This window comes from Aquimarina sp. 433, from assembly GCF_054054605.1.
Map to the genome: position 1 here is coordinate 533597 of NZ_JBSWZK010000002.1, position 24921 is coordinate 558517.

At 33.2% G+C, this 24921-nt stretch carries 17 protein-coding genes; 9 read left to right on the forward strand and 8 right to left on the reverse strand.

The features are described 5' to 3' along the window. Positions 1-102: 102 nt before the first annotated feature. The 4 genes from ACWNT5_RS06415 to ACWNT5_RS06430 form a co-directional block, all read right to left on the reverse strand. Positions 103-1368 (reverse strand): helix-turn-helix domain-containing protein, encoded by a 1266-nt coding sequence (locus ACWNT5_RS06415; protein ID WP_456516915.1) that lies wholly within the window; start codon positions 1366-1368, stop codon positions 103-105. Between the two features lie 194 nt (positions 1369-1562). Then, on the reverse strand, positions 1563-5471 hold the full coding sequence (locus ACWNT5_RS06420; protein WP_456516916.1) for a hybrid sensor histidine kinase/response regulator transcription factor: 3909 nt from the start codon (positions 5469-5471) through the stop codon (positions 1563-1565). An 81-nt stretch (positions 5472-5552) separates the two neighbouring features. Then, a complete protein-coding gene (locus tag ACWNT5_RS06425; RefSeq protein WP_299609825.1) occupies positions 5553-6683 on the reverse strand; it encodes a helix-turn-helix domain-containing protein in 1131 nt (376 codons plus the stop codon). Between the two features lie 104 nt (positions 6684-6787). Continuing rightward, positions 6788-9643, reverse strand: coding sequence for a VPS10 domain-containing protein (locus ACWNT5_RS06430; RefSeq protein ID WP_456516917.1), 2856 nt, complete (start codon positions 9641-9643; stop codon positions 6788-6790). A 136-nt stretch (positions 9644-9779) separates the two neighbouring features. On the opposite strand from ACWNT5_RS06430, the gene ACWNT5_RS06435 reads away from it, so the two are divergent. Both ACWNT5_RS06435 and ACWNT5_RS06440 read left to right on the forward strand, forming a co-directional pair. Next, complete coding sequence (locus ACWNT5_RS06435) at positions 9780-11072, forward strand: aminopeptidase P N-terminal domain-containing protein (protein ID WP_456516918.1); 1293 nt, start codon at positions 9780-9782, stop codon at positions 11070-11072. Positions 11073-11219: 147 nt separating this feature from the next. Beyond that, complete coding sequence (locus ACWNT5_RS06440) at positions 11220-11594, forward strand: VOC family protein (protein ID WP_456516919.1); 375 nt, start codon at positions 11220-11222, stop codon at positions 11592-11594. On the opposite strand, the gene ACWNT5_RS06445 is transcribed toward ACWNT5_RS06440, so the two are convergent. After that, entirely contained in the window at positions 11591-12931 is a 1341-nt protein-coding gene (locus ACWNT5_RS06445; RefSeq protein ID WP_299609816.1) for a cytochrome-c peroxidase, read from the reverse strand. The genes ACWNT5_RS06440 and ACWNT5_RS06445 overlap by 4 nt on opposite strands. Positions 12932-13058: 127 nt before the next feature. Beyond that, a complete protein-coding gene (brnQ, locus tag ACWNT5_RS06450; protein WP_299609814.1) occupies positions 13059-14339 on the reverse strand; it encodes a branched-chain amino acid transport system II carrier protein in 1281 nt (426 codons plus the stop codon). A gap of 58 nt (positions 14340-14397) precedes the next feature. On the opposite strand from brnQ, the gene ACWNT5_RS06455 reads away from it, so the two are divergent. Next, positions 14398-15171, forward strand: coding sequence for an alpha/beta fold hydrolase (locus ACWNT5_RS06455; protein WP_299609811.1), 774 nt, complete (start codon positions 14398-14400; stop codon positions 15169-15171). A 227-nt stretch (positions 15172-15398) separates the two neighbouring features. Next, entirely contained in the window at positions 15399-15668 is a 270-nt protein-coding gene (locus ACWNT5_RS06460; protein ID WP_299609808.1) for a hypothetical protein, read from the forward strand. A gap of 1 nt (position 15669) precedes the next feature. On the opposite strand, the gene thiL is transcribed toward ACWNT5_RS06460, so the two are convergent. Both thiL and ACWNT5_RS06470 read right to left on the reverse strand, forming a co-directional pair. Next, positions 15670-16716: a thiamine-phosphate kinase gene (thiL, locus tag ACWNT5_RS06465; protein WP_299609806.1), complete on the reverse strand. Its 1047-nt coding sequence runs from the start codon at positions 16714-16716 to the stop codon at positions 15670-15672. Positions 16717-16797: 81 nt separating this feature from the next. Next, positions 16798-17313, reverse strand: a complete 516-nt coding sequence (locus ACWNT5_RS06470; protein ID WP_299609803.1) for a hypothetical protein — start codon at positions 17311-17313, stop codon at positions 16798-16800. A 187-nt stretch (positions 17314-17500) separates the two neighbouring features. Between ACWNT5_RS06470 and ACWNT5_RS06475 the strand changes: the two genes are divergently transcribed. From ACWNT5_RS06475 to ACWNT5_RS06495, 5 genes are all read left to right on the forward strand, one after another. After that, positions 17501-18730, forward strand: coding sequence for a choice-of-anchor B family protein (locus tag ACWNT5_RS06475; protein ID WP_456516920.1), 1230 nt, complete (start codon positions 17501-17503; stop codon positions 18728-18730). A 357-nt stretch (positions 18731-19087) separates the two neighbouring features. Then, positions 19088-21577, forward strand: coding sequence for a choice-of-anchor B family protein (locus ACWNT5_RS06480; RefSeq protein ID WP_456516921.1), 2490 nt, complete (start codon positions 19088-19090; stop codon positions 21575-21577). Between the two features lie 16 nt (positions 21578-21593). Further along, positions 21594-22961: a hypothetical protein gene (locus ACWNT5_RS06485; protein ID WP_456516922.1), complete on the forward strand. Its 1368-nt coding sequence runs from the start codon at positions 21594-21596 to the stop codon at positions 22959-22961. Between the two features lie 21 nt (positions 22962-22982). Then, positions 22983-23732, forward strand: coding sequence for an MbnP family protein (locus tag ACWNT5_RS06490; RefSeq protein WP_456516923.1), 750 nt, complete (start codon positions 22983-22985; stop codon positions 23730-23732). A gap of 12 nt (positions 23733-23744) precedes the next feature. After that, positions 23745-24797 (forward strand): cytochrome-c peroxidase, encoded by a 1053-nt coding sequence (locus tag ACWNT5_RS06495; RefSeq protein ID WP_456516924.1) that lies wholly within the window; start codon positions 23745-23747, stop codon positions 24795-24797. The last annotated feature ends 124 nt before the right edge of the window (positions 24798-24921 follow it).

The window sequence follows — 24921 nt, forward strand, 5'->3', positions numbered from 1 at the left end:
ACTGGTATAAAAATGCACGTTATCTATTAACCGGACTAAAAATAATTCTTGCTATAGAATTTAATGTCCCGAAAGTTTGACTTTCAAAAAAACAGGACACTTTTAACCATTCTTTCTATAATCACTTGGGGATATACCGGTAAGTTTTTTAAATGCACTGTAAAATGTAGACTTCGAATTAAATCCAGATTCTAGTGCTATTCCTATAATCGTATAGTTTATAAAATTGTGATTTCTCAATTTCGCTTTCGCATCTTCGACTCTGAACGTATTGATGTAATCTGCAAAGTTTTTTCCAGTTAATTTATTTACTAGCTGAGACAAATAATTACTGCTAATTTTTAACTTTTTAGCCACACTATCTAATCCCAGTTGAGGATCTTGATATATTTTAGCTTCTCTCATTAAAAACTCTAATTCTTTATAATAAATATTATCATCAGTAATTCTACAAGAAGTATTGTTACTGCATATTTGTTTTAGTTTTTTCTCAGTAAGCTTGGCAATAAGGTGAAATAAAAATACGTGATCATCTGTAAAATAGTCTCGTTCGGAATGTTCAGAATCCAAAATGCCAACAATAGCACCATCAATAAAAATCGGAACCGATAATTCTGATAAACGCGAAACATCATCTACTATATATGTGTCATTTGTTCTAAGATCATCAATTCGTAGGTAATTTTTGGATTTTGCAACGGCGCCAACGATACCATCTCCTACTTTTATTTTTATCGGGCTAACAATTTTCTTTTCGCCATTATTTTTATTCCCAAAAGCAGCTTTTTGAATCAGGTATTCTTTTTCTTTATCGAGCATATAAATCACACAATCTTCTAGATGAAGGTGAGCGATACAATTTTCTACAATATCCCAAAGAACATCATTTACATTATTTTTTTCAAAAAGAGAGGTAGCAAAGTAACTTAATACGGATATAGTTTGGATCGGTGCTCTTTCTAATATATTACTGTCAAAGTCTAAAAATACTTCTTCAAGATATGGTATGCTTGTTATTTCTTTCTTAGATTCTGGCTCTTCTTGTTTCCTTGGCGCATCATCCGCTTTTCTTCTTGACTTTACTACGGAAGTTTCGTAGTAACTGTGAAACGGTGATGTAGTTCTTTTTTTCGGCGAACTAAATTCTCTATTTATGTTTTGTAAGGCAAAGAGAGAGATGTAACGAACTCTAAAAAACCAAAATATCACAAAAGAGATCAAACTAATTATGGTATAGATAATTATAGTAAAATCTAACTCTCCGATATTATCTTTCGATATTCTAGCAATTATAAGTAAGAGTAATACCCAAATTGATCCATGAATCGAATTAACAATCCTGTTGTTTTTGTTTTCCTGAATATTCATAACCTTGTTTTTTGTCCATTACAAAACATGATCTTGACTTTAGTAGACACTAAAAATCAATACATCTTATTTTGTCACTTTAATTATATCAACCAAGGTAAAGCGAGATTAAAAAATTGTATTGCACTATGGTTACATAGACTTGTACTCTGGTTACATCTAGCTCAGAAACACTGTAAACAAAGGGATTCTAACTATTTGTTTCTAAATTCTGAAGGTGGTTTTCCAAACTCTTCTACATATACTCGTGTAAAATATGCGGGATCTTTAAAACCCGTTTGGTATGCAATCTCGGATATAGATAGCTCATTTCTTAATACGAATTCATGTGCTTTTTGCAAACGAATTTTTCTTATAAACTTGGTTGGTGGTAACCCAGTCAAATTTTTGATTTTTCTAAATAAATGAACTCTACTAATGTGTAATCTTTCTGCTAATTGAGGCACCCCAAATTCGTCATTATCCAATTCTTCTTCAATAATCTGCACAACATCTTTCATAAAATGATCAATCTTTTCATTTTCTGAGGTTATCGTTGTGTCACCTCTTTGGTATTTTTCCTGTAGTTTTTTTCGTGTTTTGATCAGGTTATCAACTCTGATCAGTAATTCGCTTCTATCAAAGGGTTTTGTTAAATATGCATCGGCCCCAATTTTCAGACCTTCTAACTGATTCGACTGCCCGGATTTTGCGGTCAATAAAATAAAAGGAATGTGATTGGTTGCTAGATCATTTCTGATTTCAGTTCCTAATCTAATTCCATCCCATTCTGGCATCATTACGTCAGATATTACGAGATCGGGAATATGTTTTTTGCATAGCTCCCAAGCAATAAGTCCATTCTCTGCTTCTATAATTGTAAAATCTGGAGATAAACAAAAATGAACATATGATCGTACTTCTTTATGATCTTCGGCTATAAGCACCATAGGTTTATCAGGATCCATAATAAAATCATCTGTTTGCTCTATGATTTTATTGCTTTTGGGAACTAAATCTAAAGGTGCAGTTATTCTAAAAGAAGTTCCTTTGTCTTTTTTACTATCCACTGTAATTGTTCCTTTTAACAATTGAATTAATTCCTTTGTCAGTGTAAGTCCTAACCCAACACCTTTTGGGTCTTCGGTGTTTTCTTTAGAGAAAGGATCAAATAATTTAGAAAGAAACTGTTTATCAATTCCAATTCCTGTATCCCTTATATCAATTGTAACCGTATTATTATTTTTATCAATATTTATATTTAAAGAAACAGTTCCATTAATGCGATTGTACTTAATAGCATTAGAAATTAGATTAGAGCTAATCTTTCTCCATTTATCTTCATCAAAAGATGCAAAAACAGATTCATCTGAACTTGTAAATTTTAACGCAATACTTTTCTGATCAGCTAATGAGGCAAATGAGTTAAAAAGGTACTTTTGGAAAGCTACAAAATCTCCATCACTCACATGAATCTCCAACTGATTGTCTTGCATTTGAGCAATTTCTAAAATCTTTTGAACTTGATTAGATAGATGATGGGTTTGATTTTCAATCTGAGAGAGATGTCCATTGGTATTCTTTTCTGAAGAATTAGTCAGTTTCTCTCTAATTTGATCAGTTGCCCCTAAAATTACTGTAAGCGGTGTTCTAAATTCATGAGCAATCTGATTGAACCACCGGGTTTTAGATTGAGATAAGTCTTTTACAAACTCTTTCTCTGTTTCGGCAATTTTTCTTCTTAATTGTATTTTATAAAATGCAAAAACGATTAAGAATAATAAAAAACTATATAGCAAATAAGCAAGGTTCGTTTTATACCATGGCGGTATTACTGATAATTCAACACTATCTCCTATTTCCCAAGCATCATCTATATCAAATGCCTTAACCTTTAGAGTATACTTCCCTTTTGGTAAATAAGATAGTGTAACAGTTCCATCAGATTGAACGGGAAGCCAATCCTGATGAAATCCTTCTAGCCAAAATTGATATCTAACATTTTGTGATCTTTCGAAGGTTAAAGCCCGAAAATCAAACGTAATACTCTGATCTTCTGGATATACTTTAATTTCATTATCAACTAATCCTTGTTTTTTAGGAAACTTAGATACTATAGTTGTATCGGATCTGAATTTCGTATACGATAACCAGACTAGGTTTGGTTTTTTTTCAGTTGAAAAAGTCAACTGATCGGGATTGAAATATTGAATACCTCCTTCACTTCCCATCCAAACATAACCTTGTTCATCCACGTATGCAAAACCTAAAAGCATAGAGTTATCATACAGTCCATCTTGTGTGTCATATGTTTTAAATATATCTTTATCTGGATCATAAGAGATGATTCCATTACTTATACTACTTAACCATATCACACCACTCTTATCGCTAGTAACGTTTAAAATTTTATCATTAGGCATTTTACCACTTCGCAAAAACCTTTTAAACTCTCCGGTTTTTGGATCCAAGCAATTAAGGCCTCCATCAGTTCCTATCCAAAGGAATCCCTTTTTATCCTGATGAATAGATTGAATTAAATTAGAACTTATACTTTTGGGATCATTTATATTATGTACATATCGTTTAAACTTAACTTTACTGTCTTTTGTAATCTTACTTGCACTTGAAAATTTCAATACTCCTTTACCTATACTTCCCAACCAAATATTATCTTGATTATCCGGATACAACTCAATTATTCCAGTATTGTTTTCGAAGACAGGAATACCAAAATACTCTTGGCTTTTAAGATCATAAATAATGATATTATCCCATTGACCTATCCACAACCTTTGATTCTTATCTTCAGTAATCTTCCAACTAACACTTAACGGAAATTTTAAATCTGATAAATAAATTGGTATGGTGTTTTCGTTGTTCGGATTTATTTTTAATAAAGCTGTTTGATCTTTGTCGTCTCTTCCTAAAGCATATAAAAATTCATCACTAGCACAAATTATAGTATTTACGGTACTTTTTTGAATTTTTTTAGGAGGATTGACAGTGTCTTTATCCCAAGAATAAATACCATCACCTAGTGCAAACCATAATTTATTACCACATTCTACAACTTGCCTCACCTGCCCTAAAGTTCCTAAAAAAGGATGCCTAAAAGGCTTATGAGGTATTAATTGAAATGCTCCTAAATTGGTACCAATCCAAAAATTGTCTTCTCTATCTTGGAATATACAATTTGCCTTAATCTTTTTAGAAGATTTAATATTTAGCAATTCTTGCAAAGGCATTACCACTTGATGCTTAAAATCTGGAGAAAACTTATAGATTTTATCTCCCCCGTTTACCCAAACATATCCTTTTTTATCTTTAAAAATAAAAGGACGTTCTCTCACACTGGTTCTATATTCAGATTCGAAGCCCAATTTTTGAAGGTTCCAAATCGTATCGGATTTCCTGGCTATAAATAGTTCTTTATTAGAATATAATAAGAAACTATCTTTAGAAATAGCAGAGATATTTTTATATCTGTCATTCGGTAAATTTTGTTTAAAAACTGTATCGCCATCAACGACAAATATTTCTTTGGATATCTGTGTAAGTATATATTTTGATCCATCTTCAGCAATACTAATATTAGAAGAACTTTTATCATAAAATCTTCTTACTGTACTATCTTTTAAATAATAACGGTATATCCCTGCGGTAGAAGAAATCCATAGATTTTCTTTAGCATCCTTTACTATATTGTTTACAATAGAAATATCATCATCTAATGTATCCTTGGGGATAAAAAGAGAATCAAAATGTTCCTCATATAAATTCATGACATTTACTCCTCCACCAAGAGTTCCTAGATACAACTTATCATCACCTTTTAGCTGAGTGATGCATCGAACCCAATTAGCTCTTAACGCCTTTGCATCTCCTGGAACGTAGGTAAATAACTTAAATCTTTTGCCGTCAAAACGATTTAATCCATATTGAGTAGCAAACCACATAAAACCATCATCATCCTGATAAATATCTGAAACCCAATTATTCGACAGACCATTAAAATGTGTATAAGGTTTCACATGATAGGTTCCCTCTACTTGCGCAGTAATAACTATGCTAAAAATTAGAAAACAAGCATTTAATAATATGATTTTATATAGGTACTTCATCAGGTTTTTTACGTAAAAAAAATTACTGCAGATCTATAATTATCAATCTCTTAGTGTAAAAGAACAACTTTTTTTACAAAATTATTCAGTTTCTAATGCTGTTGCCCTGTATTCTTTAGGAGAAATGCCTGTATATTTTTTAAAAGCAGAATAAAATGTTGACTTAGAGTTAAATCCAGAATCTAAACCAATTGCAAGTACAGTATAATTGGAGAATTTTGGGTTTTTGAGTTTAGATTTGGCATCTTCTACTCGAAACTTGTTTACATAATCTACAAAACTAGAACCATTCAATTTAGCAATCATTTGAGAAAGATACTTACTACTAACTTTTAGCATTTTTGATATCCCTTCTAATCCTAAACTTGCATCTCTGTATATCTTGGCTTCCTTCATTAAAAAATGAAGTTCTTTAAAATATACATCGTCATTAGTAATGTTTGATGTGTTTTTTATATCAATCTGGGCAAGTTTTTTTGCCGTTAACTTAGCAATTAGCTGAAAGAGTAATATATGATGTTCATTAAAAAAACCTTCTTGCGAATGTTCTGAATCTAGCACTCCGACCACCTTATCATCAATTTTTATTGGAACTGCTAGTTCAGAATTACGACTAATATCATCAACAACATACCGATCATCATAATTTACATTATAGATACACTCATACTCTCCCGATTGTGCCACTTGTCCAACGATTCCTTGACCCAACGAAATTTCGATCGGACTTAATATGGTTCGCCCTCCTTTATCCTTATTACCGTAAGCTGCTTTTTGGATCAGAACTTTTCTCGAATTATCTAATATATATATCACGCAATCTTCTAAATGTAGATGAGAAATACAGTTCTCCACAATATCCCAGAGAACATCATCTAGATTATTTTTATCAAATAAAGAGGTGGAAAAATAACTGAGTATACCTGTTATTTGAGATGGCTTATCGTAATGAATTAATTCTAATTCTTCTTCAGAAAAAATGTGGTTTAATCCAGACATCCTAAAATTCTGGATAGCTTTTTGCACAGCTTCAGATTCTTCAGAGTTCTTAGACTTAGATTTTTCTTTAGGATTGCTAGCTCCTATAAGTGTATCTATAAAGGAGCTTGTTTTTTTATTTTTTTGATATCTATATAACCACCAACATGCTAAAACAAAAGCTGCTAAGCATACAAAAATAATTGTTGCATTATATAGTAGGTTCGTGTTCATTATGTTGGTTAATAAACGTTTATACATAGAAACAAAAACAAATTACCTTCTATGTATATGTGAATATAAATCCTCTACCTAATAAATGCAAGTTTATTTGTCGGTTATTTTACTTCAAAAGGAACCTTTTCTATTTGCCCTCCTTTGCTAATAACTACCTCATACTTTCCTACAGGAAGGTAATATTTTCCATTTTTCTTTTTGGAAACTTCCTCATCTGGAAACTCTTTTAGTAAAGCTTTTCTTCCTTTTTCCGAAATTGTAAGATCATACTCAGCGTAATTAAGCCCTTTATCCGAATCTGAGTAAAACTCTCTTAATGTTTTACCATTGGGAGTGGTTATTTTTATAGTAACAGACTCTGCACTATTCGTATAATACTTCACTATTGTAGAAGGTTCATATGCTTCTAACCATTTACTCCAAGAGCTTCCCCATCTTGGAGATGCTTTTATCGAACTCATTGGGAAAAGATACAAACTTGATGTAAGCACCTTAGAACTTAACTTTTGTAAAGGCTCTATATTTGTTTTGTAAATACTTCTACCGTGAGTTCCTAAGAGCAGATCATTTGCTTCTGGTTGTATAACAATATCATGAACAGCTACGTTCGGAATTCCTTTAGAAAAAGCCTGCCATGTCTTTCCTCTATCTAATGAAACATAGGCTCCATTATCAGAACCAACATACAAAACATCCTCATTCTTTGGATCTTCTTTAATCACATTAACCGAGGAGATTGGTAATTCTTTTCCTATGTTTTTCCAAGTTTGTCCATAATCATCACTCATATATACATAAGCACTAAAATCATCCCAGCGATATCCATTAAGGGTCACATATACACGTTCTTTTTTATGAGAAGAAGCGATAACCCTCGATACCCATAAATCTTTAGGTAAACTATTAGAAATTTTAGTCCAATTTCCTCCGGAATTTTTGGTTACATACACTAATCCATCATCACTTCCAGTATATATTAAACCGAACTGAAATATAGATTCAGAAATAGATGTTAATGTTCCGTAAGCTACATTTCCTTTTTTACCTCCATTAGTAAGGTCTCCAGAAATTGCTGTCCAATCATCTCCCTGATTCATGGATCTCATTAATTTATTTCCTCCGAAATACAAGATATCTTGATTATGTGGAGACAATAAAATTGGTGTTTGCCAATTAAATCGATAAGGAGACTCTCCCAACTCATGTTTCGGTTGAATGTATGTTTGCTCATCCGTAGATCTATCTAATCTAAAATAGTTTCCAAATTGGAATCCTGTATATACAATATCACTATTTCGATTATCGATTTGTACTTGCATTCCATCTCCTCCCATAATACTTTTCCAAGGATAATGCCCACTTTGGTGCCAAGCTACATTTTCTTTTGCTCTAACAGATCCAACCCAAACACCATTATCCTGTAATCCTCCATAAACGTTGTATGGTTTTTCATGATCAACATTTATTGCATAAAACTGTCCTACACTTGGCTGATTTGCTTTTATCCAATTTTCTCCATCATCATAACTAATATTTACACCTCCGTCATTTCCATTAATTAGATGATTTGGTTTTTTTGGATTTATCCAAAGTGCATGATGATCTGCATGTACATTCTCTGCACTGATACTTTTAAAAGTAGCTCCTCCGTCTTTTGATTTTAAAATAGGCACTCCAGAGATATAGATATGATCTTTATTTGCTGGATTCACCTGTATCTGAGCAAAATAATATCCATAACTGTAAAAAATATCATCTAAATATTCTGTGTGTGTTTTCTTCCAGCTTTTACCGCCATCATCACTTCTATAAACTTCAGCACCGATTACGGGCGTATCAAAAAGGGCAGCATTTGCATTTTCTAAATACTTGGCAAGATCAATAGGTTTTACAGAACCGCTACGAACCATTTGCTTCACGTTTCCTGCTCGATATTTTTCTTGGAATCCGTTTGTCTTTAGATAACGATTTAGTTTTTTATCCTCTAAATTTAAAAAAGTATCTACGGACATTGTTTTAAAATCATCTTTTGTAAGTCCTGTACTTTTACTTGTTTCTTTTCCTTTTTCCCTTCTAAATTGACTGTCGTGTACAGCATAAACTGTATTTTCATCAAAAACAGCTAAACCTATTCTTCCTACTCCATTTCCTGTCGGGAAACCACTTCCATCTAATGAAATTTTATTCCAAGTGTTCCCTGCATCTGTACTCTTGTAAATTCCAGAGCCAGTTCCGTTTCCTTCAAAATTCCATGCTTTTCGATCCTTATCCCAAGCTGCAGCGTACATAACATTAAAATTACCTGGTGCGTAAGCAACATCAATAATTCCGGTTTCATTATTTACAAACAATGTTTTGTTCCAAGTATTACCTCCATCATTTGTTTTATAAATGCCTCTTTCATCATTTGTAGAGTATAAGTGTCCTGTAACTCCAATAACTACCTCATCAGAATTATTTGGATTGATAATAATTCTTCCTATATGATGTGAATCAATTAAGCCTACATTTTTCCATGACTGTCCTTTATCATCAGATTTAAGAATTCCAATTCCGGCATAAGAAGATCTTGAGGAATTATTTTCTCCAGTACCTACCCAGATAGTTCCTTTTTTCCAGTCTACCGCAATATCACCTACATTAATGGTTTCAGCATTATCTAAAATTGGTTCGAATGTTGTTCCGTTGTTTTTAGTATACCATAATCCTCCAGAAGCGTAACCAACATAAAACTCTGCTGTATTTTGTGGGTTTACATCTACATCTACTACACGACCACTCATTACCGAAGGACCAATGTTTTCGAACGGAACATTTTTTACAATTGATGATTTTTCTAATTGTGCTTTCTGCAGCAATCCTTTCTGTATCTCTTGCGCATTCGTTGCATTTTGTTGAGAGAATGAAGAAATACTTGCAAAAAACAGCAATAAGATAGTTGAGATGTGTGTTTTCATGATGATCGAAATTTAGTTGGCTGAAAGTATAGAATGCTAAAGTAGTGTCAAAATTTTTAGACATTGTTTAACAATACATCTTTTGGGCTTTAGTATTTTTGAAGTCACATAATATACATTAAAGACTTTATATCAAATGAAATATCACCAAATAGATAAAAATCTTTTCATTAAAAATAGAAAGAATTTTGCAGCACAGATGAAACCAAATAGTATTGCGGTTTTTAATAGTAACGACATATATCCTATTAGTGCTGATAGCACAATGCCTTTCGAGCAACACAGAGATATTTTTTATTTAAGTGGTGTAGATCAAGAAGAAAGTATTTTGGTGTTATTCCCAGATGCTCCACACGAAAAGCACCGTGAAATGCTTTTTCTCAAAGAAACAAGTGAACTTATTGCTATTTGGGAAGGAGAAAAGTTAACGAAAGAAAAGGCTTTAGAAACTTCTGGAATCAAAACCGTGTATTGGTTGCAGGATCTCGAGAAAATCTTTTTTGAGATTATGACACAATGCGATACTGTTTATGTTAATACCAACGAACATTACAGAGCTAATGTAGAAACAGAGACAAGAGAAGATCGTTTTACCAAATGGTGGAAAGCAAAATATCCTGCTCATTCAGTAGCAAAGAGTAATCCAATTTTGCAAAGATTACGTTCTGTGAAAGATCCTATTGAGATTGACCTTATGCAAACCGCCTGTAATATCACTGAAAAAGGGTTTAGAAGATTACTCAGTTTTGTAAAACCTGGTGTTTGGGAATATAATATAGAGGCAGAACTATTGCATGAATTTATTAATCACAGATCTAAAGGTTTTGCGTATACACCTATTATTGCTAGTGGAAACAATGCTAATGTTTTACATTATATAGAGAATAATCAGCAATGTAAGGAAGGGGAGCTTATATTAATGGATATAGCTGCTGAATATGCGAATTATTCTAGTGATTTAAGTAGAACTATTCCTGTTTCTGGTAAATTTACAGATCGTCAGAGAGCTGTATATGATGCTGTATTCCGAGTAAAAAATGAAGCTACCAAAATGCTAGTCCCTGGAACGATTTGGGCAGATTATCATGTGGAAGTAGGAAAAATTATGACTTCAGAGTTATTAGGCTTAGGACTAATAGATAAAGTAGACGTTCAAAATGAAAATCCAGATTGGCCAGCATATAAGAAATACTTTATGCATGGAACCTCTCATCATATAGGTTTGGACACTCATGATTACGGAATTCTAACAGAGCCGATGCAAGCAAATATGGTATTTACGGTAGAGCCAGGTATTTATATTCCTGATGAAGGTTTTGGAATACGATTAGAAGATGATGTAGTTATACAAGAAAAAGGAGAACCTTTTAATCTAATGGCTAATATTCCAATAGAAGCTGATGAAATCGAGGACTTAATGAATAAATAGTAAACAATATACACGTATAGAACGTAAAACCCTTGATGACTTTTTAATCATCAAGGGTTTTTTATGATCTTATTTTGAAAATTTAGAGAATATTTATGCCTGTTTATTCGTTGGATATAAAATATTTATAGAACACGAATGCAACGAATGAAAATTACAGCAGGCCATCAACAAGCTATGCCTTATCTAGTTGTTGAAAATGCAGATGACTTTATTGATTTTATAAGAAAAATATTTAACGCACAAGAAATGGTGCGTAAAGTAGATACTTCTTATAAAATTGAACACTCCGAAGTAATGATTGGTGATGCTACCATCATGATTACTGAAGCTTCTAAAGCCTATCCTGCTCAAAACACATCTATGTATGTTTATGTTAAGGATACTGATCAAACATACTTTAATGCTATAGATGCAGGCGCTATTTCGCTAATGCAACCTATGCAAGAAGATCATGGAGCTCGAGCTGCAGGCTTTAAAGATCCTTACGGCAATACCTGGTGGATTGCTACACTAAATTAATCACACCCTAGATCTACTCTAGAAGTATCATCATTATTTGGAAAACAACTTCCAGAGATAATAGCATCAGGAACATATCTATTCAATTCCGGATCTCGTAAACCGTTGGTTATAAATGCCGTCATATCATCTATTTCCTCTTCAGTAAGATTAATAGTTCCAAATTGAGATGCCAAATTTTCTGAAGGCACTTCCGCTTTTTGAGGAACACCGTTGTTTTTATACTCGATTACTTCTTTTACCGATGTAAAAGTTCCTCCATGTCCATAAAAACCATTATCCACTAGATTGTATAATGTTGGTGTTTTAAATTTATAATCATCATCTGGATTATTAGTAAAACCACCTCTTCCTCTTTTTACTTTATCCATATTGGCATTAAACAATAATAAAGCATCACTGGTATTTGCAAAATCATCCATTCCATATGCATGAAAACCTTTGTCATTTAGTGCAGGCCCCGTATGACATTCATAACATTTTCCTTTTCCAAAAAACACGATAGCACCTTTTTTCTCACTCTCATCTAAAGAATTAGTATTTCCTTTTAACCAATCTTGCCAAGGAGATCTATTTGCTAATAAAGTTCTTTCATATGCTGCCATCGCCAAAGCACCATTATGTTTAGTATATCTTTCATTTTCTGCTACATCTGGGAATGCAGCATCAAAAAGTTCTTTATAACCAAAAGTATTTACAAAATCATCATCTATTTGTAATCGATGTACTTTCTGACCTTTAATTGCCTGAACCTCTATTCCTTGTAAGCCCAAGAAATTCTCCTCAATCTCAGTCCAACTAGCTTCTGTTCCTGCATTAGTTCCGGTTCCACCAAACTGACCATTCCAAAGCATCACATCCTGATACGCTACATTTAAAATTGTAGGTGATTTAATTGGTTGTACATCTATTGAATCAACAGGAACATTGGTATTCACTACTCTCTCTTCACCCCTTATTCCAAAACCAATTCCACATTCTCCAATTCCTTGTCTTATACCTGCCCCAAAACCTGCTGCTGCCTGATGACAAGAAGCACAAGAATAAGTTCCTTTCATAGCATCAATTTTAGGAACACCTCCCGTAGCTGTTTCATGAAGTAACAGTTTACCTAAAGTCACTTTTTCCGATGTAATAGGATTTAAAGGATCTTGTGGAATACTAGCATAATCATCGCTCTCTGGTAGTATAAAAAAAGATACACCTTCTCCATCAGAAGCATTATCCAAAGCGTTTAATAACTCAGCATCTAAATTAGACGTAATCGGAATATAATCATCTTTGGTACAAGACGATATCAGCAATACAATTGCTGAAAAAAAAGTTAGTTTTTTCATTAGTTTTTGTTTTCCCTATTGTTATGAATCCCCAATTCTTAACATTTGTTCTTAAATAAATGTTAAAGAGCGCGAATTTAATAAAAAAATAGATTGGAAAGACCTTTTGGTGCTTAAAAAACTATACTTACTGTTTAGCTTTCAAAAGTTTGATGAAAATTGAACTAATGATAAAAGTTGTTATCGCTGGTAACAACCATGCGAGACTATAGATACCAAGTGGAATAATTTCTAGAATTGGTTGAACCTGATCTTTGAAGCCTATCGAAGCCAAAAAATCTGGTAAACTAAATAATATGGTTACCAAAACTACAGATCTAAAAACAGCTACAGGAGCTAATTTGTCTGGCAAGACATTTAATAAGATTAATACAATAGTTATTGGATAAATAAACATTAATGCAGGAATAGCCACTACAATAATATCGTGTACATCAAGCTGTCCCATAACCACTCCAAGAACACAACCAACCACTGCAGTTATTACATATGCTTGATGAGATTCTTTAAAAACACCTTTAATAAAATCTGCAGTCCCTGTTACAATACCTACTGCCGTTGTAAAACATGCTAAAGACACTAAAACACTTAAAAAAGTACTTCCAATGTTTCCCAAGGTTTGTAAACTTAACCCTGATAACAATTCAGTGCGACTTATTTCTTTTTCAAAAGTTCCATTAAAAAGTGCTCCATTAAATATTAATCCTGCATAAACGATAAACAAACCAATACCAGCAATCAATCCTGCATCTCTAATCAATCTTCTATTCTCTTCAAAACTTTGTTTTCCTTTCAATTTAAGTGAGATGATAACCACTCCTCCGACAACAACAGCCCCAATAGCATCAAAAGTTTGATACCCTTCTAGCAATCCCTTTATAATAGGTGTTTCGAAATCTGAAATATTCATCGGTACATGTTCAGAAAACATTCCAATACATATGATACTCAGAATTACTATAAATATAATTGGAGTCAAAAACTTACCTAGTACAGTAAGAATTTTAGAACGATTTAATACAAAAAATAAAACAATACCAAAGTAAACACTACTTGTTAGTAGAGAGCTAGATCCAAAAAAAGGTTGAATCGCCATTTCATGAGTAACCGACGCAGTTCTTGGTGATGGCAATGAAATGGAAATCGCATATACTATAAAACAATATAATAAACTAAATGTAGGTGAAACCTTTTTTCCAAAGTCTAACATTGTTCCCTGCAACCTGGCATGAGCAAAAATACCAAGCAAGGGTAGCAACACAGCTGAAATTACAAAACCTATCGTTACCCAAAACCACATATCTCCTGCCTTAAATCCAAGACTTGGCGGTAGTATCAGATTACCAGCTCCGAAAAACATAGAGAACAAAGCAAATCCAGTAATAAAAGTTTCTTTATTTAGTCTCATTTGGTTAGGTTTATATTGTTTTGCAAATAATATGAAAGTTGAAATATAAAATTTCCAGATGACATTAGCATATAAAGGAATTGAAATTAATTATAACATTACTGGGAAAGGTGCGCCTTTGGTTTTATTACATGGTTTTCTAGAAAATCTAAAAATGTGGGACGAAATTATTGTAGATATTTCTAAAAAATATACTTGCATTGCTATTGATTTATTAGGTCATGGAAATACAGACTGTATTGGCTACATACATAGAATGGAAGATATGGCTCATGCTGTTAAAGCTGTATTGGATATTTCTATAAATACAACCCCTGTATTCATAGGTCATTCTATGGGTGGATATGTTTCCTTAGCATATCTCGATTTATTTCCAGACGAGATATCAGGGTTAGTATTATTAAACTCTACCTCATTCCCTGACAGTAAAGAAAGAAAGATAAATCGAAGTCGAGCGATTGCTATTGTTAAAAAAAACCCTAATGCATACACCAGTATGGCGATTGCAAATCTTTTTGCCGAAAAAAACCGTGAAGCCTACAAGAATGAAATCGAAAAAATCAAAATTGAAGCTTCTAAAACTCCTCTTCAAGGAATAATAGCTGCCTTAGAAGGAATGAAAATTAGAAAAGACCACACCGAAACATTACATAAATTTGAAGGTGATAAAATCATCTTTAGCGGAAAAAAAGATCCTGTTTTATCTTATCAACAAAGCGTAAACGAATCCGAACTATGTAAGACAGATTTAATAGTATTGAATGGTGGACATATGTCATATATAGAAAACAAACAGGATATCATCAAATCATTACTCGATTTCTTGCCGTAAAAAATAGATTATTTCCGCTTTTCTTAACAATTTAACAACTTACAAAAAACACCATGTGAAAATCATAATTTTATCGATGAAATACATTTTAATGGGGCAAAGTTGCTATAAAATACACTTTTTGGTCAAAAAATAGCATTTTTACAAAAAATTTTCTTACAAATTATTGTTAATAACTAAAAAAATGTTATTATTGTATTGATTATGAACTTTTAACCCCCACAAAAATGAAGAAACATACCCCCCGTTCGTCATTCTCCGTATCAAAAATGTATTGCGCTTTATTCGGTCATAATTATGTAATGTCTAAACAAGTTACGCACCATATAAAAGAATATACTTGTTCTCATTGTGGCGAACAAGCTACTACCAATAGTAGAGGAAGATTGGAAGTTATGACACCAAAATTAAAAGAGATCAATGATGCCTTAGCTTCTGTTCACGAAAAAAAGATTGCTAAAAGTAAAAATAAGATAAACTTACAAGCTGCTTCTTAAATTATTCTTTTATCGGATTCCATCCCTGCGCAGTTAATTGTATTTTTTCATTGGCTCTAGTTATTAGTCCCATTCCGCTTTTTTTATCGGTTATATGACCTATAACTGTAAGATTAGGATTTGCTTTAATCTTTGGAAAATCTTCTTGCTTTATTGTAAACAGTAATTCATAATCTTCTCCTCCGCTAAGAGCAACCGTTGTACTGTTCAATTTAAATTCTTCACACGTAGATATAACAACTGGATCTAATGGTATTTTTTCTTCATACAAATGTACTCCAACTTCTGATTTTGTACACAAATGAATAACTTCTGAAGATAAACCATCGCTTATATCAATCATACTGGTTGGTTTTACTTCTAATGCTTTTAAAAGTTCTACAATATCTTTTCTTGCCTCAGGTTTTAGTTGCCTTTCAATTAAATAAGAATACTGATCCAGATCAGGCTGAGAATTAGGGTTGGCTTTATATACTTGTTTTTCTCTTTCTAAAATTTGCAATCCTAAATACGCAGCTCCTAAATCTCCAGAAACTACTAAAAGATCATTTTCTTTGGCACCATCTCGATATACAAGATCATCCTCATTAGCATATCCCACAGCTGTAATACTAATCATTAATCCTGTTGTGGATGAAGTGGTATCTCCGCCAACAACATCTATCTTATATATTTTTGCTGCCGTTTGAATTCCTGCATATAACTCTTCTAACGCTTCTAAAGGAAACCTATTAGAAACAGCAATGGAAACCGTAATTTGTGTCGCGGTAGCATTCATGGCGTACACATCAGATAAATTTACCATTACCGCCTTATATCCCAAATGCTTTAGAGGAACATAGGAAAGATCAAAATGTACTCCTTCGATAAGTAAGTCTGTTGTTAAAACACATTTTTTATCTTTAAAATCAAGTACTGCAGCATCATCTCCAATTCCTCGAATTGTTGATTCATGGATAATTTCAAAATGCTTACTTAAATGGTCTATCAATCCAAACTCTCCTAATTCCGCAAGAGAAGTTCTTGGTGTATTTTTATCTTCAATCATACCTGCAAAGGTAGGCAACAAAGAAATTGTATGACATAAAAAAATCCCGAAAAATCGGGATTTCAACATTTAAGAATCTAATTACAGACATTCCCTTTCATAATTAATTGCTTCCGTATTCTGAATAATTCCCGATTTATAAATAAACGGTGTATCCGATATAATAGTTACTTTATAACTTCCTTCAAGTCCAGCACTTAATCCCCAATCTCTCGCAACCGAGAAATTATAAATGGCCGTTTCGCTTATAGTAATATTCGTAAGCGAAATTTCTTCGTTCTGATCTGTACAACCATAATAACTTACCTCCCCATTATTTAAAAGATTAGGACCTCCGAATTGCCCAAATTCTACCGATAAATCTAAGGATACTGTAGAATTTCCAGTAATATCCTCTACACTAACAGATATTTTAGAGTCTTTTTTGAACTCAAATTGATAAATATTCTCACACGTCTGTCCTAATTCGCATAACCACTTGCCTTCTCTTTCAAATAAAGTAACTTCAGGAGTAACTATGGATATATCATCATCTTTTGAACACCCTACACTTAAGACTATCAAAAATAAAACCCATGCTTTTTTCAAAATTCTCATTTCCATTTTTTTGATTTTTTATCGTTTAACACCCCTATATCAACAATGATTAATTTTTGTTACCTTTTGGACAATTTTTTAGAAAAAAGAGATTACATATTTCTATTTAACAGTTTTTTTAGGGTATTCTCAAAGTTATCTGTTATATAAATATGCATCCTTATTAACAAACATTAGTAAATTCAATATGAGAAATATTCCAACCACGGTAATAAATATTTTAATAGCATTCTTGTTTATTAATTGCAGTAATGACGATGATATAAACATCCCAACAATAACTCCCGTAGATCCTATTGCTTGTTCTAATGAAAGTGATGGAGGTATTTATGAAAGTTGTGGTATCGATTTCGTCTCGTCTATTTCACTATCTGAAATGAGTGCTTCTGCAGGAAATGATAGTTGGGGATGGACAGATCCTACAACTGGTAAAGAGTATGCTATTATGTGCCTTGACAATGGAACAGCCTTTATAGATATATCCACTCCAGAGAGCCCTGTTTATTTGGGAAAACTTCCTACGGCCACTCAAAGTAGTCCATGGCGTGATGCTAAAGTATATCAGGATCATGTTTTCATAGTAAGTGAAGCTCCTGGACATGGTATGCAGGTTTTTGATCTAACAACCCTTAGAAACGTGACCAATCCTCCTCAAACTTTTACAGCTAATACAACCTACACTGGTTTTGGAAATGCTCATAATATCGTAATAAATGAACAAAGTGGTTTTGCTTATGGCGTAGGAACAGCAACCTTTAATGGCGGACCTCATTTTGTGAATATCCAAGATCCTAAAAATCCAGTTGCAGCAGGTGGTTTTATTTCTACAGGAGGAGATGCCTATAGTCATGACGCTCAAGTTGTTACTTATAGTGGTCCTGATACGGATTATACCGGAAGAGAGATTTTAATCGGAAGTAATCAAATTGAAATTGTTATTGCTGATATTACTGATAAAGATAATCCACAAACCATATCAACTATCAATTATGATAATATAGGATATACACATCAGGGATGGTTTACAGAAGATCAAAGATTTTTCTTGTTAGGTGATGAATTGGATGAACAGCGAGTAGGCTTTAATACCAGAACTGTAGTGTTCGATTTTGAAGACCTAGATAATCCCAAGTTTCATATGAATTATTCTGGAACAACTCCGGCAATTGATCATAATGGCTATGTAAAAGGAAATAAATTTTACTTAGCAAACTATAGAGCAGGTATAAGAATTATTGATATCTCATCAATTGCTTCAAAATCAATGGCTGAAATTGGATTTATTGATACTTTTCTAGGTAGTGACAGTGCTGGTTTTAGTGGGGCTTGGAATGTATATCCCTTTTTTGAAAGTGGAAATATTGTCATTAGTGATATCAATTCTGGATTTATACTTGTTAGAGAAAGTGAAAACTAACTCAACAAATTCTTAAAAATAAATTAAATTAATAATCTTAACAGAGCTAAAAATGTTACGCTTCCTTTAGATTATTCACCTGGAATATATTTAGTGAAAATTAACGATATCACTAAAAAACTAATCATAAATTAATTCAAAAATTTCAACTAATTATTAAATTTTAAAAAACATAAAAGGTTTAATAATTCATAAAAATAAAAACAGTATAATACAATTAAATACTGATTATAAGATGGTTAAACCAGCGAAATAGTGCGGAAAGCTAGGAACGATTTTGGGATTTTTTAGTTTAATTTTGTGTAAATGGCTAGTTTTTAAAAAACTAGAATAACTAACTTCTAATTACACAAACTCATGAAAAAACTCACCCTAGCCTTAGGCTTTGTGGTAATCACCACTATTTGCCAAAGCCAAACGCCTTGTACCAACGGATTTGCTGGTTCTTACCCTTGTAACGACTATGATCTTATGTCTAGAATTTCACTTTCTCAAATGAGCGCAAGTTCAGGAAATGATAGTTGGGGATGGACAGATTCTCAAACATCTAAAGAATATGCTATTATTGGTCTCAATAATGGTACAGCATTCATAGATGTATCTAACCCAACCAATCCTGTTTATCTTGGAAAATTACCCACAGCAACGGGTAATAGCTTATGGAGAGATGTAAAAGTTTATAGTGATCATGCTTTTATAGTAAGTGAAGCATCAGGACATGGTATGCAGGTTTTTGATCTTACCAGATTACGTAATGTTTCCAATCCACCTGTTACTTTTTCAGCAGATAGTAGGTATACAGAATTTGGTAACGCTCATAACATTGTTATCAATGAGGATTCTGGATATGCCTATGTTGTAGGAGCACAAAGAGGATCAGGCCCCTACAATGGCGGACCGCTTTTTATAAATATTCAGGACCCTAAAAACCCAGTAAACGCTGGTGGATTTTTATCCGGAGGACAAAGAGCATATACTCACGATGCTCAGGTAGTTACATACAATGGTCCTGACTCAGATTATACTGGTAGAGAAATTCTTATCGGTAGTAATGAAATTGAAGTAGTCATAGCAGATATTACCAACAAATCTAATCCTGTGACTATTTCTACCATTCGATATTCAAATATTGGTTATGTTCATCAAGGTTGGTTTACCGATGATATGCGATACTTCTTATTAGGAGATGAAACAGATGAACAAGGTGTAGGTTTTAATACTCGGACCATTATTTTTGATTTTCAAGATTTAGATAACCCTCAACAGCATATGATCTACAATGGACCTACTGCTGCTACAGATCATAATGGATATGTAAAAGGAGACAAATTTTATTTAGCAAATTATAGAGCTGGATTTAGAGTAATCGATATTTCGGATATTGGAAATACCAACATTAATGAAGTCGGATTTTTTGATACTTTTCCTTCAAGTAATAGCGCTTCTTTTAATGGCGTTTGGAATGTATATCCCTATTTTGCTAGTGGAAACATTGTCATTAGTGATATAGAAGGAGGGTTTTTCTTAGTAAGAAAAAGCGAGCCTGGAGATGGTGGAGGAGATGATTGTTCATCAGTGGTCACTAGCTTCCCATTCGAAGAGAGCTTCGAATCTAGCTTTGGTTCATGGGAAAATGCTTCTGGCGATGATCTTAATTGGACCAGAGATTCTGGAGGAACTCCATCTAATGGAACAGGTCCAAGTACCGCTGCAGATGGTAATACCTATATTTATGTAGAAGCTTCTGGGAATGGAACGGGATATCCAAATAAAAGTGCAATTCTAAATTCTCCTTGTCTTAACTTTACCAATCTTTCCTCACCGAGTTTAGATTTCCAATACCATATGTTAGGTAGCGCAATTAATTCTCTGTCCGTAGAAGCGCGAGTAGATAATCAAGGGAGTTGGTCTTCTATTTTTAGTAGAAATGGAGATCAAGGAAATAACTGGAACAATGCAAATGTTGATCTTTCTGCGTATGCTGGTGAAGCAAGTGTGCAATTACGTTTTAGTGTGTTAACAGGAAGTGGAAATCAAGGATGGCAGAGTGACATTGCGATTGATGCCATTAGTATTTCAGATGGCACTAATCCTCCTCCACCAACCTGTGAAAGTATAGATTTTAGAGACTTTCAGATTAATTCATTCTCTAATCAGGATGCTGCAGGAGATTTTAGCGTAAATAGTAGCGGAACTACACTTTCTTTGACGAACAATACTTGGAAATATATTCCTTTTAATTATACGGTTACTTCCAATACGGTTATTGAATTCGAATTTAGAAGTTCTTCTCAAGGAGAAATTCATGCTGTAGGTTTCGAAAATGATAACAGTTTAACCTCTAGTAGATATTTTAAAGTTCACGGAACTCAGAATTACGGTGTTACCAATTACGATAATTATTCTGGTAGCGGTTTTACAACTTATGTAATTCCTGTAGGAAGTTTTTATACAGGTACCATGGATCGTTTAGTATTTATTAATGATAACGATAGTGGTTCTGGTAATAATTCAGATTTTGCTTCGGTAAAAATTTATGAAGGTTCTTGTTCAAGATCTAATAGCGAGCAAGTGGTAACTGCTAATATTATTCCTGTTTTTGGTGATGAAGACGAAGATATTTTGGCTTTAAAAATGTATCCAAATCCAGTATCTGGACAGACTTTAGAAGTATTTTTAAATACGGATCAAACGGCATCTTACGAAATTATATCTGTTTCAGGACAATTGATGAGTCAAGGAACCGTTACCAAAACAATAGATGTTTCAGGTTTGAATCCTGGAGTGTACCTTTTAAAGTTTTTTAATGACACCAATCAAGTTATTAAACGATTAGTAAAAAGATAAAAATCAACAATAACAAATGCGTAATTCTAAGTTCTTTTATAAAATCCTTTTAATTTTTATCACTTCAATTTCCGTTGGGTGCAGCAGTGATGATGGAGGTACTGATCCTACAATTCCTACTAATCCTGATGATGGTTTTCAGGGAACCGTAGATTGGATTAAAACCTTTGGAGGAAGTCAGGAAGATGAAGCACTATCTATAGTACAATCTTCCGATGGAGGATATGCCGTTTTTGGATATACCCAAAGTACAGATGGAGATATTACCGATAAAACCGCAACCGATAGTGATTTTTGGGTATTAAAACTTACTGAAGATGGTTCCATAAGCTGGAGTAAAACCTATGGAGGTACTGGAGATGATCGAGGAGAAAAGATTATACAAACAGTAGACAATGGATATGCTTTGGTTGGATATAATAGAAGCAATGATGGAGACGTAACCGAAAATGCAGGGTTGCAGGACTATTGGATCGTAAAAATAGATGCTTCAGGAAACCTACAATGGGAGAAATCTTTTGGGTTTCCTGGTATTGATCGTGCATTTTCGGTAGTCCAAACAAATGATGGTGGTTATTTTATCACAGGATTTTTAGACGTTACCGCTAGTAATGGTGATGGAAACGATAATAAGACTTTTTTCGAAAAACATGGCGTTGGAGAATTTTGGGGTATTAAACTAGATGCCTCTGGAAATACAGAATGGAGACGTTATTTTGGAGGAACCGATAATGATCGTAGTTATGATGCTGTGCAGACCGAAGATGGAGGCTACCTAATGATTGGCTCTTCAGAAAGTGTAGACTTTGATATTACCAACAGCCAGGGAAGCTATGACTTTTGGTTAGTTAAAGTAAATTCTGAAGGAACAAAAATCTGGGAAAAATCATTCGGCGGTACCGAAATTGATGTGGCATATGCCATTGCTTCAGACGGAAACGGGAAATATGTTATTGTCGGTGACGCTCGTAGTAATGATGGTAACATAACCAATGCCAATGGAAATGCTGATTTATGGATGATTCAGATTGATGGAAATGGTAATCTTATTTGGGAAAAATCTTTAGGAGGAACCCAATTCGATACAGGAAGAGGAATTTATCCCATACAATCCGGAGGCTTTGTAATCACTGGAAATTCACGTAGCAATGATATTGATGTAGATCAAAACAAAGGACAAAGTGATGTATGGACTATGTTAATTGATAACAATGGAAACGTCATCTGGAAAAACTCTCTTGGAGGAACTGAAGAAGAATTTGCCACAGGTGTCATCCAAACATCGGATAATAAAATTGTTGTGGCAGGAAGTTCTGCTAGTAATAATGGTGATATTACGGAAAATAAAGGGGCAAAAGATGCCGTTATCATAAAATATAAATAAACTAAAATTAAAACCTCGCACATGAAAAAAATCGTATTTGCACTATTGGCTTTAACTATTGTATTTGCCTGTAAAGACGACAATGAAACAGATACGGTAGAAGCTGGAACTATAAATCTAGAGTTTGCTAATACTATCGACAATAATCCCATTGTACTCAACTCAACTTCGTATACTAATCAAAGTAACGAAAGCTATACTATCGCTGAATTGAAGTACATCATAAGTAATATTGTTTTAATAAAAGAAAATGGTGATGAATTTACCTATCCAGTAGCCGATAGTTACTTTTTAATTAATGAAGAAGTACCTGCTTCTAAACAATTCGAACTTAGTAGTATTGACGCTGGAGTATACACCAAAATCAGATTTGGTTTTGGAGTAGATCAAAGTAATTATCCACTAAATGGAGTTGCTAATTTTATACCTACTGCAGAAGAACAAGGAATGTTATGGTCTTGGTCTGCAGGTTATAAATTTCTTAAATTTGAAGGCTCATATACTCCTCAAGGCGGAACCGCGAGTGATTTTATTTTACACATAGGTAGCCATGGAGAAGCGCTAGATAATTATAAAGAAATAACATTAGACTTAATTAATCCTATTAGCGTTAATGGAAATACATCAACAATTAACATTAATGCTGATGTTGCTAAAATATTTGATAGCACGAATACGCATTCATTAGAAGATAAAAGTGATATTCAGGTAGATCCAGAAAACGCACCAAAAATCGCCACGAATGTGCAAACTATGTTCGAAATTCAATAAATAAACTGATAGATGAAATATTTTGTATCAATAGGGATTTTTATATGCTTCTTTACTTCTTGTAGTTCAGATAAAGGAGAATATATCCCTATTGATCAAAATCCAAAACTAGAATTCGAAATTCCATCTAATTTTCCAGATCTTGATTATGATTTAAGTTCTAATCCTCCTACAGAAAAAGGATTTGAGCTTGGTAAAAAACTATTTTATGATGGCAGGCTAGCTTCAGATGGTGTTGTTTCTTGCGGGTTTTGTCATATCCAAGATTTTGCGTTCACACATCATACCCATATTGTAAGTCATGGAGTGGATGGTGCATTGGGAACACGAAATGCACAACCTTTGCACAACCTTGCGTTTATGAAAGAATTTACTTGGGATGGAGCTGCCATGCATTTAGATCTACAACCGATAATACCTATAACTGCAGAGGTGGAAATGAATGAAACCTTTTCAAGTATCATCAAAAAAATTGAAGAAGAGCCAGAATACGTTCAACTATTTGAACTAGCTTTTGAAAATAAAGAAATTAATTCTGAAAACATCCTTCGGGCACTCTCACAATTTATGATTATGATGGTTTCCGCAAATACCAAGTATGATAAAATCGAGCGTAATGAAGGTGCTGTTTTTACAGAACAAGAGGCAGTTGGTTTCGAACTATTTAAATCTAAATGTGCCTCTTGCCATGCTGGAACTTTGTTTACTGATCAATCGTACAGAAACAATGGTCTTCCGATCGATCCACAATACAATGATATAGGAAGAAAAAGAGTAACAGGATTAGAGTCTGACATCTACAAGTTTAAAGTACCAACACTAAGAAATATAGAGCTTACATTTCCGTACATGCACGATGGAAGATTAAAAACATTACAAGATGTTTTGGATCATTATAGTGATGGTATGGTAGATTCTGAAACCTTAGATCCTACTTTCAAAAACTCAGACAATACAATTAAAGGAATTCCAATGAGTCAAGAAGAAAAAGAACAGATTATTGCCTTTTTAAAGACTCTTACAGATGATGATTTCCTAAATGACAATCGCTTTTCCGAATTTTAATCTCCTTTTTTATATTATAATAGATATTACCTATTCTAATATATGTTAGATAAATGTTAGGTTATGTAAATAAAACCTACATATGTAGTATATTTGCAATCAATTTAGAATTAATCTATTTATA